The organism is Nocardia sp. NBC_00416, from assembly GCF_036032445.1.
Classification (GTDB): domain Bacteria; phylum Actinomycetota; class Actinomycetes; order Mycobacteriales; family Mycobacteriaceae; genus Nocardia.
In genome coordinates this window covers 4488860-4506803 of sequence record NZ_CP107932.1, presented here as the reverse complement: position 1 = coordinate 4506803, position 17944 = coordinate 4488860, and the positions used below count along the sequence as shown (strand labels likewise).

General features: G+C 69.0%; 17 protein-coding genes. 11 read left to right on the top strand and 6 right to left on the bottom strand.

The genetic code is table 11. The annotated features are described in order from the left end of the window. Window positions 1-40 precede the first annotated feature (40 nt). The 3 genes from OG804_RS19360 (at window position 41) to OG804_RS19350 (ending at window position 2707) form a co-directional block, all read left to right on the top strand. A complete protein-coding gene (locus tag OG804_RS19360) occupies window positions 41-1183 on the top strand; it encodes an epoxide hydrolase family protein (RefSeq protein ID WP_328388466.1) in 1143 nt (380 codons plus the stop codon). 111 nt (window positions 1184-1294) lie between these two features. Next, entirely contained in the window at window positions 1295-1831 is a 537-nt protein-coding gene (locus OG804_RS19355; RefSeq protein WP_328388464.1) for a potassium channel family protein, read from the top strand. Window positions 1832-1840: 9 nt separating this feature from the next. Continuing rightward, a complete protein-coding gene (locus OG804_RS19350) occupies window positions 1841-2707 on the top strand; it encodes an Fpg/Nei family DNA glycosylase (RefSeq protein ID WP_328388462.1) in 867 nt (288 codons plus the stop codon). Between the two features lie 14 nt (window positions 2708-2721). On the opposite strand, the gene OG804_RS19345 is transcribed toward OG804_RS19350, so the two are convergent. The 4 genes from OG804_RS19345 to cobF are packed head-to-tail and all read right to left on the bottom strand — an operon-like array spanning window position 2722 to window position 6948. Continuing rightward, window positions 2722-4449: a carboxylesterase/lipase family protein gene (locus tag OG804_RS19345; RefSeq protein ID WP_328388459.1), complete on the bottom strand. Its 1728-nt coding sequence runs from the start codon at window positions 4447-4449 to the stop codon at window positions 2722-2724. After that, on the bottom strand, window positions 4449-5915 hold the full coding sequence (locus OG804_RS19340) for a dihydrolipoyl dehydrogenase family protein (protein WP_328388457.1): 1467 nt from the start codon (window positions 5913-5915) through the stop codon (window positions 4449-4451). Before OG804_RS19340 ends, OG804_RS19345 begins: the two co-directional genes overlap by 1 nt. A gap of 10 nt (window positions 5916-5925) precedes the next feature. After that, window positions 5926-6171 (bottom strand): DUF2630 family protein, encoded by a 246-nt coding sequence (locus OG804_RS19335; RefSeq protein WP_328388455.1) that lies wholly within the window; start codon window positions 6169-6171, stop codon window positions 5926-5928. Window positions 6172-6207: 36 nt separating this feature from the next. Further along, complete coding sequence (gene cobF / locus OG804_RS19330; RefSeq protein ID WP_328388453.1) at window positions 6208-6948, bottom strand: precorrin-6A synthase (deacetylating); 741 nt, start codon at window positions 6946-6948, stop codon at window positions 6208-6210. Window positions 6949-7049: 101 nt separating this feature from the next. On the opposite strand from cobF, the gene OG804_RS19325 reads away from it, so the two are divergent. From OG804_RS19325 to OG804_RS19295, 7 genes are all read left to right on the top strand, one after another. After that, window positions 7050-7889 carry a thymidylate synthase gene (locus OG804_RS19325; RefSeq protein ID WP_328388451.1) on the top strand — a complete coding sequence of 280 codons (840 nt, stop codon included), beginning with the start codon at window positions 7050-7052 and terminating at the stop codon, window positions 7887-7889. Then, the gene (locus tag OG804_RS19320; protein ID WP_328388449.1) at window positions 7886-8455 is read left to right on the top strand and encodes a dihydrofolate reductase; all 570 of its coding nucleotides are present in this window, start codon (window positions 7886-7888) and stop codon (window positions 8453-8455) included. The genes OG804_RS19325 and OG804_RS19320 overlap by 4 nt, the downstream gene beginning before the upstream one ends. A gap of 77 nt (window positions 8456-8532) precedes the next feature. Next, complete coding sequence (locus OG804_RS19315; RefSeq protein WP_328388447.1) at window positions 8533-8859, top strand: cupin domain-containing protein; 327 nt, start codon at window positions 8533-8535, stop codon at window positions 8857-8859. Window positions 8860-8909: 50 nt separating this feature from the next. Continuing rightward, a complete protein-coding gene (locus OG804_RS19310) occupies window positions 8910-9938 on the top strand; it encodes a Dyp-type peroxidase (protein ID WP_328388445.1) in 1029 nt (342 codons plus the stop codon). Further along, window positions 9935-10732, top strand: coding sequence for a family 1 encapsulin nanocompartment shell protein (locus OG804_RS19305; RefSeq protein ID WP_328388443.1), 798 nt, complete (start codon window positions 9935-9937; stop codon window positions 10730-10732). The genes OG804_RS19310 and OG804_RS19305 overlap by 4 nt, the downstream gene beginning before the upstream one ends. A gap of 87 nt (window positions 10733-10819) precedes the next feature. Continuing rightward, window positions 10820-11347, top strand: a complete 528-nt coding sequence (locus OG804_RS19300) for a hypothetical protein (protein WP_328388441.1) — start codon at window positions 10820-10822, stop codon at window positions 11345-11347. Between the two features lie 93 nt (window positions 11348-11440). Then, the gene (locus OG804_RS19295; RefSeq protein ID WP_328388439.1) at window positions 11441-12577 is read left to right on the top strand and encodes a lipase family protein; all 1137 of its coding nucleotides are present in this window, start codon (window positions 11441-11443) and stop codon (window positions 12575-12577) included. Between the two features lie 7 nt (window positions 12578-12584). Here the strand turns inward: OG804_RS19295 and OG804_RS19290 are convergent, their stop codons facing one another. Then, the gene (locus tag OG804_RS19290; protein ID WP_328388437.1) at window positions 12585-14204 is read right to left on the bottom strand and encodes an acyl-CoA dehydrogenase family protein; all 1620 of its coding nucleotides are present in this window, start codon (window positions 14202-14204) and stop codon (window positions 12585-12587) included. 330 nt (window positions 14205-14534) lie between these two features. Here OG804_RS19290 and OG804_RS19285 point away from each other — a divergent pair, with 330 nt between their 5' ends. Further along, window positions 14535-15920 carry a hypothetical protein gene (locus tag OG804_RS19285; RefSeq protein WP_328388435.1) on the top strand — a complete coding sequence of 462 codons (1386 nt, stop codon included), beginning with the start codon at window positions 14535-14537 and terminating at the stop codon, window positions 15918-15920. 4 nt (window positions 15921-15924) lie between these two features. On the opposite strand, the gene pgi is transcribed toward OG804_RS19285, so the two are convergent. Further along, complete coding sequence (gene pgi / locus OG804_RS19280; protein ID WP_328388433.1) at window positions 15925-17562, bottom strand: glucose-6-phosphate isomerase; 1638 nt, start codon at window positions 17560-17562, stop codon at window positions 15925-15927. Window positions 17563-17944 lie beyond the last annotated feature (382 nt).

The following is a 17944-nucleotide window of genomic DNA, read 5'->3' as shown; positions in this document are numbered from 1 at the left end:
AGGGCAGGAACTGTCCTAGGGGCTTCTTAGTGTAGGTGTCATGAGTAGCGAGATCAGTTCTTTCCGGATCGACGTACCCCAAGAGCAGCTCGATGATCTGCACCGGCGACTGACCGCCGTGCGCTGGCCCGACGAGGCTCCCGGGGTGGGATGGGCACAGGGCATCCCGCTCGACTACATCAGGGAACTGGCCGGCTACTGGCGCGACAGCTACGACTGGCGGGCCCAAGAGGCACGGCTCAACACGTTCCCGCAGTTCCGGACCGAGATCGACGGTCACGAGCTGCATTTCGTCCACGTCCGCTCGGCGGAACCCGGCGCCCTGCCGCTGGTGCTGACACACGGTTGGCCCGGCTCGATCGTGGAATTCCTGGAGTTGATCGGCCCGCTGACCGATCCGGTGGCGCACGGCGGCGACGCGGCGGACGCCTTCCATGTCGTCGTGCCGACCATCCCCGGATACGGCCTGTCCGGACCTGCCGTCGGCTGGTCGCCCACGCGGGCCGCGCGGGCCTGGGCCGAGCTGATGAGTCGTCTCGGCTACGACCGTTACGCGGCGCACGGTGAGGACACCGGCGCGGCGATCTCGCGCGAGCTGGCCGTGATCGACGCCGAGCACGTGGTCGCGGTGCACCTGACGATGATCGCCTCGGCCACCGTCACCGCCGAGACCGCGGACCCCGGCGATCCCGCCGAACAGCACGCCGCGCGGTTGGCGCAACGCGCCCAGTACGAACTCGGCGCCTACGCGATGCTCCAGGCCAGCCGCCCGCAGACACTGTCCTACGCGCTCACCGATTCACCGGTGGGTCAGCTGGCCTGGATCGTGGAACGCTTCAAGGACTGGACGGACTCCGCGGATGTCCCCGAGGACGCCGTCGACCGTGACGCCATGCTCACCAACGTCATGATCTACTGGCTCAACGGCACAGCCGGATCGTCGGCGCGCTACTACTACGAAAGCGCCGCCACCTGGGGCAGGACCGAACCCGACACCGATGTACCGGTGGCCGTGGCCGTGCTGCCGCACGATATCGGCGTCCCCGTCCGCCGGATCGCCGAAAAGAACCACAACATCGTGCGCTGGACCGAATTCGCCCGGGGCGGCCACTTCGCCGCTATGGAGGTACCCGACCTCCTGATCGATGATCTGCGCGGCGCGTTCCGCGACTACCGCGGGTAGCTTCAGCCGAGGACGAGCGGGTTTCGCGGCGAGCTCGCTGTTCGGGGTCGAATCCGTGGCTTCTCGGCGCGCCCGGCTGTCGAGTCGGGCGCGTGGGCAGATCATGACCGCATGGCTTCTCGACAGATCGACGGCCGGGCGCATCTGTGGCGTAACGCGACCACGGTCGTGTGCGCACTACTCATCTATTACTTCGTTCCGCTGGGCCTCGAGCTCCCCGGCTTCTGGCCCACCCGGGTGGTCACCGTGGTGGCGTTCGCCGCCGGCGTGAGTGGGTTGTCCTGGCTCGCTTACCGCCGGATCGGTCAATTTCTGCGCTCGAGCCGCGACACCGGCCATCGAGTCGACGGTCTGTTGTTCCTCATCTCGCTGGTCGTGGTGTTCTTCTCGCTCTTCTACTACATCCTCGAGCTGCGCGACCCCGGCCAGTTCGCGGAATTGCGGACTCGCAACGACGCGCTGTACTACACCGTCGCGACCCTGGGCACCGTCGGTTTCGGCGATATCCACGCGGTCGGGCAGGCCGCGCGGATCGCCACCACGGTGCAGATGGCGTTCGATCTCGTGGTGATCGGCACCCTGCTGGCGGTTACCACCACCGGAATCACCCGACGTTTGGACGCCACGGATGTCGCAGACCGCCGGTAGCCTGATCGTGTGCCCGAACTACCCGAAGTGGAGGCGCTGGCGCAGTTCCTGCGGGAACATGCCGTCGGTGCGGTGGTGGGACGTATCGATGTGGTGGCGCTGAGTGCGATCAAAACCTTCGATCCGCCGGTGACGGCGCTGTCCGGGCGGGATGTGACGGGCGCCGGACGGTGGGGGAAATTCCTCGGAATGGACTGCGGGGGTCTGTGGCTGATCACCCATCTGTCCCGGGCGGGCTGGCTGCGCTGGACAGATAATCCGAGCGCGAACCCGCCCAAGCCCGGTCGCGGGCCACTGGCGCTTCGGGTGCACTTCTTCACTCCCGAAGGAGCGACCCCGGCCTTCGACCTCACCGAGGCGGGCACCAAGAAGCGGCTCGCCGTCTATATCGTGCAAGACCCCGCGCAGGTCCCCGGTATCGCCCGGCTGGGGCCCGACGCGCTGGCGATCACCGCGGACCGGTTCGCCGAACTGCTGGCCGCCGCGCCAGGACGTATCAAGAACGTGCTCGTCGATCAGACCGTTATCGCCGGTATCGGCAACGCCTACTCCGACGAGATCCTGCACACCGCCAAGATCTCCCCGTTCGCCCCGGCGAAGACATTGCCGGCGGCGAAGGTCGGTGACCTGTACGAAGCGTTGCGCACGGTGCTGCTGGATGCGGTGGACCGGTCGGTCGGGCAGGCCGCGGCCCGGCTCAAGGGCGAGAAACGCTCGGGTATGCGCGTCCACGCCCGCACCGGTCTGCCCTGTCCGGTCTGTGCGGACACGGTCCGTGAAGTCGCCTTCACCGACCGGTCGTTCCAGTACTGCCCCACCTGTCAGACCGGCGGCAAGATCCTCGCCGACCGCCGGATGTCACGCCTGCTGAAGTAGTCGGGGCGGGCGGATCAGTCGTCGGCGCGTTCCCGGTTCGGCGACTCGGGTTCCGGCTCGGACGCCGGCTTGTCCGCGCTGTCGGCGAATTCGTCGGCGACCTTCATCGCGGCGTCGGCGAAGGTCGCGGCTTCGGGGTGTTCGGCGGTGATGGTCCCGAGCAGGGACCCGTCGCCTTCCGCTCCGGCCTCCGGCTCGTCCGTATCCTTCGCGGGGCTGCCGCCCGCCGCCGGCACCAGCAGCGGTGCGCGCACTCCTGCCCACAGTTCGCGCTGGGCGCGGTCGGGATCGTTGTCCACCCGGCTGGGCGCATCGATGATCAGCGTGCTGCGTTCCTGCTCGGTGTATCGCGGCCAAGACGGCAGCGGTGCGCCGGTGCGGGCGAAATTCAGCCAGTTGTTCTGGAACTGGCGGGTCACCGCGAGCAACCCGCGGCGACTTCCGCCGGCGGTGAGAGCCCGGCTCCATGGCTCGTAGACGGCGCCGAAGGTCGGCAGCAGATCGGTCGCGTGCGTCGCGCCCAGCTTGTAGAGCTGGAACAGCCGGGGCGCGAAATCGTAGCGGTAGGCGTAGGTGGGGGAGTGGCGGCTGTGCCCCTCCATCACCGCGACCGACGGACGCCAGAAGAAGTAGTCGCCGCCCGCGCGGATCGCCGCCTGTTCGGCCGGGAATCCGGGATAGGTCGAGAACACCCGGGGATACACCTCGGGTCCGGCGACCGAGAGTGCGCGTTTGAGGCGCTCCGGCCGGGTGGGCAGCGTATCTGTGAAGCGGTTGAACAGGGCGCCCTCGTTGCGGCAGGTGCCGATGATCAGCGGAACCCGATGGGTGTGTCCCTCGGTGAAGGCGTCGATCGGGGTGCGCGGCAACAGGTCACCGTCGGCCACCGGCGCGGCCGGGAAGAAACCCGGGAACTCTGCCATCGCCGCATTCGAGGCCCGATTGAAAGCCCGGCGGATATCGTGCGGATCCGCTTCGCGCAGAGCGCGATTCGCGTTTTCCGGAGCGACACCGAGGCGGTCGAGAATACGGCGGGCGAATTCCCGCGATTCGGCGATCGTCAGACCCCAGTCCGCGGGCGGGCTCTGCGCGATCCCGCGGTGGAAGAGCCCCTCGGCCGACGGCGTCGCCAGCAGACTCAGTACCGCGTGCGCGCCCGCGGATTCCCCGAAGATGGTCACATTCTCCGGGTCGCCGCCGAACTCGGCGATATTGGCCCGGACCCAGCGCAGCGCGGCGATCTGATCGCGCAGGCCGAGGTTGGCATCGTAAGGGCTGTCCGGGGTGGAGAACTCGCTGAAATCGGCGTATCCGAACGCACCGAGCCGGTAGTTGATCGACACCACGATCACGTCACCGTCGGCCGCGAGTTGCACCCCCGAATACAGGCGCAGTGCCGAGGTGCCGAACAGATAGCCGCCGCCGTGGATGAACACCATCACCGGACGCGGTCGCGGCGATGCCGTGGCGGGCGCCACGACATTCAGTGTCAGTGAGTCCTCGCTCATCTCCTGAAGCTTGCGCGGGCCGAGCCGCACCCCGAAGCGCGGTTGGATGCCCGCGGCGCGGAAATAGGTCGCGTCGCGCACATCGGTCCACGGCTGTACCGGTTGCGGCGATCGAAACCGCAGCTCACCGACGGGTGGGGCGGCATAGGGAAGCGACCGCCAGTACATCACCCGGCGACCCCGCCGACCACGGACGACGCCGTCGGTGGTCGTGATCTGTTCGGTAGCGCTCATCAGACCGATGGTAACGACGACCGATCGGTCTCCAACAGACGTAACCAGAATTCACTCACGGCGGGAAAGGCGGGCACCGCGTGCCACAGTGCGTCCAGCGGCACGCGTCCGGTGACGGCGATCGTCGCGGCGTGCAACTGCTCGCCGACATCGGGCCCCACGAAAGTGGCGCCGAGCAGAGTGTCGGTCGCGGTATCGATCACCAGCGCGGCGCGGCCCGCGTAATCGTCGCGGGCCAGCGCCGAACCCGCGACTGCGATATCCAGTTCGACCGTCCGGATGTCGTAACCGGCCTTGCGCGCGTTATCCGCGCTGAGCCCGACGGCGGCCACTTCGGGATCGGTGAACACGACTTGCGGTACGGCCCGGTGGTCGGCGCTCGCCCGGTAGCGCGGACCGGCCAGCGACCGGCTCTCGGCGCGGGCGGCGATCACATCGCCGCACACCCGGCCCTGGTATTTGCCCATATGCGTGAGCGCGGCGCGATGGTTGACATCGCCCACCGCGTAGAGCCAGTCGCCGGGGACGGCGGACACCGTGAGCTGGTCGTCGACCTGGACGTACCCCTCCGGCAGGCCGACGGTCGCGAGTCCGATCCCGGCGGTGTTCGGCGTCCGCCCGGCCGCCACCACGATCTCGTCGGCGACGAGTGTCGTCGCGCCGTCGGGCCCTTCGACCCGCACTGTCACCGGACCACCGTGGATCCGGCCCTCGCCGTGATCCGCGGCCGCCGGCCGCTGCACCCGTACCGGCCGGGTGCCGAACCGGATCTGCACGCCCTGCGCGGTGAGCCCGGAGGCCACGTATTCCCCGGCGAACGGTTCCACGCCGGCGAGCAGCCTGTCACCGCGGACCAGCACGGTGACCTCGGCCCCGAGCGCCGACAGCCAGGTGGCCGCCTCGCAGGCCACCACGCCGCCGCCGATCAGCACGACCCGCTTCGGGATCTCGTGCAGGTTGGTGGCGTCCCGGGAAGTCCAGGGCAGGGCGTCGCGCAGTCCGGGGATATCCGGGACGGCCGCGCGGGTTCCGGTGGCCAGGACCACCGCCACGCGGGCATGTAACGCGCGATCACCGACCAGCACACGACGTTCCCCGTCGAGCCGGCCGACGCCGCGGATCACGTCGATGCCCTGCTGCGCCGCCCAATCGACCTGGCTCGAATCGTCGTGGTCGCCGTTGTGGGCGTGCACGAACTCGTCTCGCCGGCGCAATACCTCGGCGATATCGGGACCCGCGGCCTCGATGCCCGGCAGCCCCTGCGCGGCTCCCAGCACGTGGCCCGGCCGGAGCAGGGCCTTACTCGGAATGCAGGCCCAGAACGAACATTCACCACCGACCTTCTCCGCTTCGACGATGGCCGCGGTGCGGTCGCTGCCGGCCACGGCGTAGTCGGCCGCGTTCTCCCCGGCGGGTCCGCCGCCCAGCACGATGACGTCGTATTCGGTGGCACCACTGTCGGACATCGGGGCCCCCTTACTGTAGGTAGCCCTCGACCTGTCCCGGCGACCGCGGCTCGGCCTCGTCCGGGGGTTCGCCGCTGTCGATCCGCGCTCGGCGCTGCCGCAGCAGATCCCAGCACTGATCCAGCATGACCTCCAGTTCGGCGAGTCGCCGCCGCTCCACATCGGGATCGAGTTCCCCGTGCGAAGCCCGCGACCGCAGGTCGTGCTCGTCGTCGACGAGGCCCTTGATCCGCCCGAGTATGTCCTGTTCGGTCATGCCGACCATGCTACGACCAGAGGGTCGATCACCTGGTCATTCAGCCGGGCGGAGCAGATAGATGTCCATGATCCAGCCCTTGCGCTCGCGCAGCTGCGCGCGCCGGTGCACGATCTCGCCGCCGACCTCGCCGACCCGGCCGGCGATGAGGGCCTCGTCGGGCATCCCCAGATAGGCCCCCCACCAGATGAAGGTGTCGCCGGGGGTGGTGGTGAACGCGCAGTCGGCGTCGAGCATGACCACCGTCGAACCGGCGCCCAGACCTTCCTCGCGCAACCGTCGCCCGGTGGTGATGTGCACCGGTTCGCCGATCCGGTGCAGGACGGTCCGGTGCCGGGCGGCGAGCGCGTGGACGCTGGTGACCCCCGGGATCATGGTGTAGTCGAAGTCCAGCGCGCCCCGTGCCAGCACCCGTTCCACCATGCGCAGGGTGGAGTCGTAGAGGGCAGGGTCGCCCCAGACCAGGATTGCGCCGACCCCTTCGGCCGCCGCGAACGCTTCCTCCAACAGCAGCGACCGCCGCTCGTGCCAGTCCCGCACCGTGTCCCGGTAGTCCTCGGGGGTGCGGTCGCGGGGTGGGTCGGGTATCTCCACGACGCGGTAAGGCCGGTCGACGTGTTCGGCGAGGATCGCGGTGCGCACCGCCATGAGTTCCTGTTTCTCGGCCCCTTTGCCGATCACGAAGAACACGTCCACCTGCCGCAGGGCCCGGACGGCCTGCATCGTCACCTGATCGGGGTCACCGGCGCCGATACCGATCACATACAGCTCGCGCATGAGGTCAGCTTGGCAGGTCGGGCCGCGGACCCTTCCCCGCGGTCGTACTCGGAAGTGACCAGCGTGTGCGAGGGTCCACGGGCGCGAAGTAAGCTCGGCGCGTGGTCAGCGCAGCGAACAGCCAGGTTCCGGACCCGCGACACGCACCGGACACCCAGTACGAAGATCTGCTCCGGCTCGTCCTCGACACGGGGACCGCCAAAGCGGACCGCACCGGGACCGGCACCCGCAGTGTGTTCGGGCACCAGCTGCGTTACGACCTCTCCGCCGGATTCCCCCTGATCACCACCAAGAAGGTGCACCTCAAATCGATCGTGTACGAACTGCTGTGGTTCCTGCGCGGGGATTCCAACGTGCGGTGGTTGCGCGAGCACGGGGTCACCATCTGGGACGAATGGGCCGGTGCCGACGGTGAGCTCGGTCCGGTGTACGGGGTGCAGTGGCGATCCTGGCCGGCTCCCGACGGCCGTCATATCGACCAGATCGCCCAGGTCCTGCACACCCTGCGTACCGATCCGGATTCCCGGCGGATGCTCGTCTCGGCCTGGAATGTGGCCGAGCTGGACCGGATGGCGCTGGCGCCGTGTCACGCGCTGTTCCAGTTCTACGTCGCCGACGGCCGGTTGTCCTGCCAGCTGTATCAGCGCAGCGCCGACCTCTTCCTCGGGGTGCCGTTCAATATCGCGAGCTACGCGCTGCTGACCGTGATGGTGGCCCAGCAGGCCGGGCTCACGCCGGGTGATTTCATCTGGACCGGCGGTGACTGCCATATCTACGACAACCATCACGAGCAGGTCGCCGAACAGCTGACCCGCGACCCGTACCCGTTCCCGGCGCTCGAACTCGCACCCGCCGACTCCCTGTACGACTACCGGTACGAGGACGTACGGGTGCACGACTACCGCCACCACCCGGCGATCAAGGCGCCGGTGGCGGTGTGACCGCGCCGGATTCCGCACGCGTCATCGGCCTCATCTGGGCTCAGACCCCCGCCGGGGTGATCGGGGTGGACAACACCATTCCCTGGCGGGTCCCCGAGGATATGGCCCGCTTCAAGACGACGACCGCCGGTCACCCGGTGATCATGGGCCGCCGGACCTGGGATTCGCTGCCGCCGCGTTTCCGGCCGCTGCCCGGCCGCCGCAATATCGTCGTGACCCGGCAGTCCGACTGGTCCGCGCCCGGGGCGGAAGCCGCTGATTCGGTCGCGGCGGCGCTGGCGCTGGCGGCCCCCGCCGCGACCTGGGTGATCGGCGGCGGGGAGATCTATCGGCTCGCGCTGCCGTATGCGACCGAACTGCTGATCACCGAGGTCGACACCGAGGTGGACGGCGACGCCCACGCCCCCGCACCGGGTCCCGAATGGTCCTCCGCCGACCCGGCGACCTGGTCGGAATCGTCCGCCGGCTTGAACTACCGGATCAGGCGTTTCACCCGCGACCGACCGTTTCCGGCCGCGGCCCGGCTTGCGATACCGGCACAGCCTCGGAAAACGCCCGAACGGTAGAGCCCGGTCGGGCATACTCGGCTGTACGTCCCGCGATCACAGCCCGGTCGTGGGTATGTGGAGGCGAAAGGCGGTCCATGGACAAGAAATCGCTGACAGCGGTGGCCCGGCAGCAATTGAAGTTGGCCGCGACCGTGACCAGTGGCCGCAGTTCCCAGACCATCTACGGCGGTCACGCGAACTCGCTGCGGCAGACCGTGGTGGGGTTGTGCGCGGGCCAGAGTCTGGCCGAACACGACAACAGCGGTGAGGCCACTCTGCTCGTACTGTCCGGCACACTCACGCTGAACAGCGGAGAGAACGAGTGGAAGGGATCGACCGGCGATCTGCTGGTGGTGCCCAAGGCCCGGCACAGCGTGCAGGCCATCGACGATGTGGCGTTTCTGCTGACAGTGGCCAAGTAGTCCGCCCGCGTTCCGTGGTCCCTGGTCGTTCGCCGGTAGTGTGAGCGGCTATGGGGCAGCCGCAGCCGATTCTCGAACCACTCACCCCGGCCGCGCATTTCCTCGTCGCCACGATCGAACCCGGCGGCGAGGCGGCGGCGCGGGACCTGCTGGCCGAACTTCCCGGCCTGCGCCGGGCCATCGGTTTCCGAGTGCCCGGCGCTGGGCTGGGCTGTATCACCGGCATCGGATCGGCTGCCTGGGACCGGCTGTTCGGCGGGCCCCGACCGGCCGAACTGCACGATTTCCCCGGGTACGCCGGGCCACTCCACCAGGCGCCGGCGACTCCCGGTGATCTGCTCTTCCACATCCGCGGCCAGGTCCACGACGCCTGCTTCGAACTGGCCATGGCGATCGGCGACCGGTTGGCCGGTATCGGGGCGATCGTCGACGAAACCGTGGGTTTCCGGTATTTCGAACAGCGCGATCTGCTCGGTTTCGTCGACGGCACCGAGAATCCCGAAGGCGGGTTCCCCGGCACCCCCGCCGGACGGGCCGCGCTGATCGGCGCCGACGACTCGGATTTCACCGGCGGGAGCTATGTGGTCGTGCAGAAGTATCTGCACGATATGACCGCCTGGCGGGCGCTGCCGGTACCGGATCAGGAGCGGGTCATCGGGCGCACCAAACTCGAGGACTTCGAATTCGACGACGACCAGAAGCCCGCGGATTCGCATATCGCGGTGAACCAGGTGATCGAGGCGGACGGCACCCAACGGGAGATCCTGCGCGCGAACATGCCGTTCGGCAGTATCCGGGAGGGCGAGTTCGGCACCTACTTCGTCGGCTATTCGGCGACCCCCCGGACCACCGAGATCATGCTGGAGCGGATGTTCCTCGGAACCGACGAGGCCACACACGATCGGATCCTGGACTTCTCCACCGCGGTCACCGGCACCCTGTTCTTCGTTCCACCACAGGATTTCTTCGATGATCTGCCCGCCCCGCCGGAAGCGGCCGAAGCGGCGGCGGATCCGGCGCCGCCGGTCGCGAACGGTTCCCTCGGTATCGGCACGTTGAAAAGGAGCAGCACCGTATGAACAACCTGCATCGCGAACTCGCGCCGATCACGGACGCGGCCTGGTCGGTCATCGAAGAGGAGGCCACGCGGACTTTCAAACGGCACAACGCCGGCCGCCGGGTGGTCGACCTGTCCGGTCCGCACGGTACCGACTATTCGGCCCGCGGCCTGGGCCATACCGAGGCCATCGCCGCACCGCACGACGGTGTCCAGGCGCGGCAGCGGATCGTGGCGCCGCTGGTCGAGTTGCGGGTTCCGTTCACGCTCTCGCGCCAGGAACTCGACAATGTCGAGCGCGGCGCCCAGGACACCGATCTGGATCCGGTGAAGGACGCCGCCCGCAATATCGCCTTCGCCGAGGACCGAGCGGTCTTCGAGGGGTACGCGGCGGCCGGTATCACCGGGATCCGCGAGGGGGCGTCGAACAAGGCGATCGCTCTTCCCGACGATGTGTTCGGCGTGCCCGAGGTGATCGCCCTGGCGGTCAGCGAGCTGCGGTTGGCCGGTGTCGACGGCCCGTACTCGGTGCTGCTGAGCGCCGACCTCTATACGAAGGTGAGCGAGACCTCCAATCACGGTCATCCGCTGCGCACCCATCTGGAGCGTCTGGTCCCCGACGGTGAGATCATCTGGGCCCCGGCCATCGACGGGGCGTTCGTGCTCACCACCCGCGGCGGGGACTTCGACCTCACCCTGGGACAGGACCTGTCCATCGGATATCTGAGCCACGACGCCGATACCGTCCAGCTGTACTTCCAGCAGAGCATGACCTTCCACGTCTACTCCGCCGAGGCTGCCGTCGCCCTGTTCTGAGCAGGTGACCAGCATCACCGGATCCGCCGCCGACCGTCCGGTACGGTGTGGCGCACAGCACCAGTTCGCGGGGTGAACGGAGTCGGTATGCAAAGGGTGCACGCGGGTGTCGTGCCCACCGGGCGGGCGCTGGCCTACAGCCTCGCCGGAGTCGCGGTGGTCGTCGTGGTGACGGTCCCGACGGTCCTGCTGTTCGGGCCGGCGCGGATCGTCACCGGGATCGTGTTCGGCGCGATGCTCGCCGTCGCCGCGTTGTTCGCGCTGTTCACCCGGGACACTGTCGTCCTCACCGACCAGGCGATCCAGCAACGCACACCGTGGTCGGTGACCAGTATCGACTGGGAGCGGGTGGTGGCCGGGCGCTTCGGTCTCGACGAGAACGCGCGCTGGTCGCTCGCGCTGGACCTGGCCGGCGGCGAAGTGCACGCAGAGCTGGTTCTGCTGTCGATTCCGCCGGTCCGCGGCCCCGTCTCGGGCGCCTACGATCTGCGCAAACGCGAACAGATCACCGAGATCCGCACCATGTTGCGGCGCAAGCGGATCCCCATCACCGTCCTGCCGGATATCGCGGGCGCGCTCGAGCAGTACTGGCAGATCGCTCCGCCTACTCGCTGAACCGGGCCGGGGCGTGTCTGCGCCACCCGGCGGCCGGGATCCCGGCCCGCTGCCACCATGGACGATTCGACCGCCGCACGGTAGAGGAGAGCAATGGTTCGCAACGTCCGGGCAATCGCGGGGATATTGACGCTGGTGGCGACGCTGTGCGCGGGCCTGCCGGTGGTCGCGCGGGCCGAGACGCCCTGGTATCCGGGACGGCTGCTGTCGGCCGAACCCCTCGATCGCGAGTGGGCCGGGCTCGACGATGTGCGGCGCATCGAATATGTCACCACCGGCCCCGGCGGCGAACTCGTCCCGGCCGCGGCCATCGTGCGTATCCCGGGAGGCCCCGCTCCGGACGGCGGCCGCCGGGTGGTCGCCTGGGACCACGGCACCTCCGGCCTCGGACACGAATGCGGTCTCACCGGTTCCGAACAGCTGGAACAGGGCACCGGCCCGACCGTGGCGCGGCTCAACGACGCCGGATACGCGGTGGTCGCCCCCGACTACATCGGCCTGAGCCCCGGCTCGCCGGGTCCGCACCCCTACTTGCAGACCGGCACCGAGGCCACCGCCACCATCGACGCGGTGCGCGCCGCCCGGGCCGCGTTCACCGGACTGTCCACGAGCTGGGCGGTGGCTGGAGCGTCCCAAGGCGGTCATGCCGCGCTCGGCACCGGCCGGCTCGCCCCGGAGTACGCACCCGAACTCGATTTCCGCGGCACCGCCGCGCTGGCCCCGGCCAGCAACCTGGAGAACGTCTTCCTGCGTTCGCGGCCGGACCAGCCCGAGGTGCCCGGATACGCCGGCCGGGCCGTCGCCATGGTGCTCGCCGGTATGGCGGGCGCCCGGCTCGATATCGATGTGCGCGACTACTTGACCTCGGCGGGGCGGCAGTTCATCGAAGGGCTCGGGACCGGGTGCAGTTCCCAGGCCGGGGCGATGCTGGCCAGCGCGCAGATCGGTGATCTGGTGTCGCGTCCGCTCGACGATCCGGAGTTCGCGCCGACGCTGCGGGAGTACATGGGAGTGCCGGTCAGCGGCTACCGGGATCCGATTCTCGTCGTGCACGGCAACTACGACACCGTCGTCCCGCTACCGCTGACCCTCGCGCTGCTGGGTCAGTTCGCCCTGCACGGCACCCGGCACGAGGTCCAGCTGCTCGACGCCGGGCACGAAGACCTGCGAGATCGGGGCGGCCTGGACCGCGCCCTCGTTTTCCTCGGGCAGGTGCTCCCGGCCCGCTGACCCGGGATCAGACGAACGCCCGCTCGATGATCGCCGCCGTGTCCACTCCCGTCGGCAGGGTGCCGAACGCGGCGCCCCAATCCTCGCCCAGCCGGGAGGCGCAGAAGGCGTCCGCGACCGCGCGATGACCGTGCCGGACCAGCTGCGCACCCTGTAGGACGAGCGCCATCAGCTCGACGATCCGCCGTGCCCGATACTCGATATCGCTGCGATCGGCCAGTTCCTTGCCCACCCGGTCGATCGCGTGATCCAGATGCGGGTTCGCGCCGCGTGCCTGCGCGACCTCGGCGAAGTACGCCTCCACCGTTTCCGGCTGAGTGCCCATCGCGCGCAGGGCGTCGAGCGCCGCCACATTGCCCGACCCTTCCCAGATCGACATGAGCGGCGCCTCCCGGTAGAGCCGCGGCATCCCGGATTCCTCGACGTAACCGTTTCCGCCCAGGCATTCGAGTGCCTCCGCCGCGTGCACCGCTGCGCGCTTGCACACCCAGTACTTGGTCACCGCGAGCGCGATCCGGCGCAGTGCGGCCTCGGCCGGATCACCCGCGGCGCGGTCGGTGGCTCCGGCCAGACGCAGCATGACCGTGGTGGCGGCCTCGGATTCGATCACCAGATCGGCCAGTACATTGCGCATCGCGGGCTGCTCGACCAGCGCCGCGCCGAACGCCCGCCGGTGCCGGGCGTGATGGACGGCGCGCACGGCGGCCGCGCGCATACCGACCGACGAGCCGATCACGCAGTCGAGGCGGGTCATATTGACCATCTCGATGATGGTCTTCACTCCGGCGCCCTCGGCGCCGACCAGCCGGCCGACGGCGTTCTCGTATTCGATCTCGGCCGACGCGTTGGATTTGTTGCCCAGTTTGTCTTTGAGCCGCTGGATCCGGATCGGATTGCGGGAACCGTCGGGCAGTACCCGGGGCAGCAGGAAACACGACAGCCCTTCCGGCGCCTGCGCCAGGGTCAGGAACATATCCGACATCGGCGCCGAGGTGAACCATTTGTGTCCGACGATCCGATACGAGCCGTCGGGCTGCGCGACGGCGGTGGTGGTGTTGGCCCGCACATCCGAGCCGCCCTGTTTCTCGGTCATCGACATGCCCGCGATCAGCCCCGCCTTGGTGGTCGGTTCGCGCAGCCCGAAATCGTAGGTGCGCGCGGTGAGCAGCGGTTCGTACTCCGCGGCCAGTTCCGGGTTGTGCCGCAGCGCCGGAATCGCCGCGTAGGTCATCGAGATGGGGCACATATGCCCCCCGTCGGCCGCGCCCCAGACGTAGAACCCGGCGGCCCGCGCCACATGCGCGCCGGTCCGGTTCTCGCGCCAGGGCGTGCCGTGCAGTCCGTGCTCGACGGCGACCGTCATCAGATCGTGCCAGTGCGGGTGGAACTCCACCTCGTCGATGCGATTGCCGTAGCGATCGTGCGTCCGCAGTACCGGTGGGTATTCGTTGGCGAGCCGTCCCCACTCCTGGACCTGTTCACTGCCCGCCAGCGCGCCGAGTTCGCGCACTTCGGCCTCGGCCCAGCCCGCGCCCTCCCGGTGCAGCCCGGCCAGCAGCGCCGGGTCCCGGGAGACCTCGAACGGCGTGATCGGCGGTACCTGGTTGAAGACCTCGTGCGTGGACATTCATCGATTATGCGTCCTACGTCACACTTGCGCGGCCCGAAAAATCGGGACCGGTTGGTGTAGACCTGGGAGCCCCCGCCGGTGATCACCGTGGACACCGGACCGATCACCCCGTCGCCGCGGCCCTCCGATCAGTTCGTCGACGCCCTTGAACGCGTCGCCGCCGGCGGGACCGCCACGGACCCGGCCGTCGCTGCACGTCCCGTCGGCTGTGACCCGAGCCCGGCGGACCCGCATGCTCGACCACGACACATCGGGATGCCCGCACCCACCGTGTCGCCGGGCCCGGCTCCCCGTTGTGTGCGAGGCAAACACCGTTAGCCTGTGCGGATGCGCCGATTGAGCGTCGTCGACGAGATCTTTCTGCGAACTCACCAGGGGCTCGGCACCCCGATCGCGCTCCAGGGGCTATGGCGTGCCACGGGAGTTGTGGCGCCGGCGGAACTCGGACCGCTGCACGAAGCCCTGCGGGCCGGTCCGCTGGGCCGCCGCGTCATCCGCGCCCGGATCCCCGGTGCGCGGGCCCGCTGGCAGCGCAGCGATCGTGCGCACCCGCTCGACTACGATCCGGCACCGCTGGCGCCCGCGGAAATACTGGTGTGGGCCGATACGCGCGGGCGGGAACTGGATCCCGAACTCGGGCCGGGTTGGCGGTTGTCGGCGGCGCCGCTCGATGACGGCAGCACCATTGTCGCCCTCACTTGTTCGCATGTGCTCGCCGACGCCCGGGGGCTGCTGATCGCCGCCGAACTGGCAGTGCGGCAGGTGGGCCCCGGGGCGGCGGACTCGTCATGTCCGGGGGGCGCGAACACGCCGGATTCGGACTGGGTCGACGCCGCGCGGATCTGGACAGGGGTCGTGCGCGACGGTGCGCGCGCCGCCGTGGAACGGATCCGGTGGCGCGGACGTGATCAGGGGAATGAGAGGTCCGGCTGCGGCGGTAGACCCGCACCGCGCCGGGCCGCGGCGACGGCAGGCGGCGACAGCGCGCCCGCTCCGCTCCCACCTCCGGCCGCGCTGTCGCGCCGCGACGTGCAGATCACGTCCGGACCGCCGGCGCCCGACTCGGAACTACCCGAACCGGCGATGGTCCTCCGATGCCCGGCAGCGGAGTGGGAACGGATCGCGGCCGGATACGGGGGTACGGCGAACAGCCTGTTCATCTGGTTCGTGGCGAATATGTTGTGGGCCGCCGGGTTTCCCGGATCCGTGATCGCGGCGAGCCTGCCGGTGGACACCCGATCCGATTCCCGGATCGACAACGACCTCGCCGTGACCGAGATCGCCGTGACCCGGTCGGACGGTCCGGCGGAGATCCGCGCGAAGGCCCGGGTCGCGTACGAGCGGCGGATGACCGGTCCGGCGGGCGTGCCGGAGGAGTTCCTCTACCTGGTCCCGGACAGGGTGGCTCACTTCCTGTCCCGGGGAGCGGGCGAACGCGACATCCTGTGTTCGAATATCGGCGTGATCCCCCCGGCGCTGTACACGCTCGGGTCGCACGAATGCGTCGGTATCGCCACCCGAGCCGTTCATCCCGGACTCACATACGCGCGCCGCCCGCGGACCCGCCTCTCCGGCTACCTGTGCCGCTTCCGCGACGACTACCTGCTGACGCTGGCGTCTCTCGACCCCGAGCGGGTACCCGATACCGCCGAACTCCATCGGCTTGCCACCGAGACCGCGACGCGGGTCGGTCTGCCCGTCGGACCCTGGTGACCGGTCAGCGGTTGGCGCGATACCAGCGGATCAGGGCGTCGGTGGACGAATCGTCCTGTGCCGCCGGTTCCGCCGGATCGGTGAGCAACGGCGCGAGCGCGAGCGCCTGTTGTTTACCGAGTTCCACACCCCACTGGTCGAAACTGTCGATACCCCAGATCGCGCCCGCCACGAAGACCTGGTGTTCGTAGAGTGCGATCAGTTGACCCAATACCGACGGGGTCAGCCGGGGCGCGAGGATCGTGGTGCTGGGCCGGTTGCCGGGCATCACCTTGTGCGGTACCAGGTCCGGGCTCGTGCCCTCGGCGGCGATCTCCGCGGCGGTCTTCCCGAATGCGAGGACCTTGGTCTGCGCGAAGAGGTTGCTCATCAGGATGTCGTGCATACTGCCGGTGCCGTCGCGGGTGGGCAGATCGTCGGTGGGGCGGGCGAATCCGATGAAATCGGCGGGGATCAGCCGGGTGCCCTGATGCAGCAGTTGATAGAAGGCGTGCTGGCCGTTCGTGCCGGGTTCGCCCCAGAAGATCTCGCCGGTGGAGGTGCTGACCGGACTGCCGTCGGCCCGTACCGATTTCCCGTTCGACTCCATGGTCAGTTGCTGTAGATAGGCCGGGAACCGGGCGAGATCGTTCGAGTACGGCAGCACCGCCCGTGACTGTGCGCCGAAGAAGTTCGCGTACCACACGCCGATCAGCGCCAGCACCGCCGGCGCGTTCTCCGCCAGGGGAGCGGTCGCGAAATGCCTGTCCATATCGTGCATACCGGCCAAGAATTCGGCGAACCGGGTGGGGCCGATCGTCACCATCACCGACAGCCCGATGGCCGAATCCACCGAATACCGGCCACCGACCCAATCCCAGAAACCGAACATATTGGCGGTATCGATACCGAACTCGGCCACCCGCCCGGCGTGGGTGGATACGGCCACGAAATGTTTCGCCACCGCATCCGATCCGAGAGCATCCACCAGCCAGCGGCGGGCGGCGGTCGCGTTGGTCAGGGTTTCGAGGGTGGAGAAGGTTTTGGAGGCGACGATGAACAGCGTGGTCGCGGGATCCAGGTCGGCCAGGGTCGCCACCAGATCGGCGGGGTCGACATTGGAGACGAACCGGGCGTCGATCCCCGCGTCCGCGTAGTGGCGCAGCGCCTGGTACACCATCACCGGTCCCAGATCGGATCCGCCGATGCCGATGTTCACCACGGTGCGGATGCGCGCCCCGGTCGCCCCACGCCAAGCACCCGAGCGCACCGCGTCGGCGAAGGAGCTCATCCGGTCGAGCACGTCGTGGACCGCGGCGACGACATCGTCGCCGTCGATGGTCAGCGAACTGCCCTTCGGCAGCCGTAATGCGGTATGCCCCACGGCCCGGTCTTCGGAGGTGTTGATGTGCTCGCCCCGCAGCATCCGGTCGCGCTGGGTCTCGACACCGGCTGCACGAGCCAGTTCCACCAGCAATTGCAGGGTTTCCCGGGTGAGGCGATGCTTGCTGTAGTCGATCCGCAATTCGCCCGCGGTCAGCATCAGATCGCGGCCGCGCGGCGGGTCTTCGGCGAACAGGTCCCTCAGTTGTAGGGCCGCGATCGCATCATGATGATCGCGCAATTTCTGCCATGCCGCCGATGCGGTTATGTCGACGCTCACACTGGCCGAGCGTACATTCCGCAGGCGGCCGACGCTGTCGCGGCCGGGTCCCGCCCCGTGTCCGCAAGGAACACGACCGCGGTTGCCCGCCGTCTGCTCGCGGCCGATCGAACACCCGTGGCCAGAACGGCCGCAGGCATTCGGGGCTGTGCGAGCGCGGGTCCGGCCCGCCTCCCGGTTCTGCGGTGACAGAGCGAAAGAGCGCAGCGACCGACCGCGCACACGGCCCCCCGGAGAAGCGAAGCATCCAGCCCGTACGGCCCGATCCCCCACCGGTGGCCAAGATCTGCGATCTCCGCCCCTCACGCCTTCTCCGGACGGTCACCATTCGGTGGTCGGGTCTGCCCCGGTTCTGGAGTGAACAAGCGAGGGGGCGTGATGG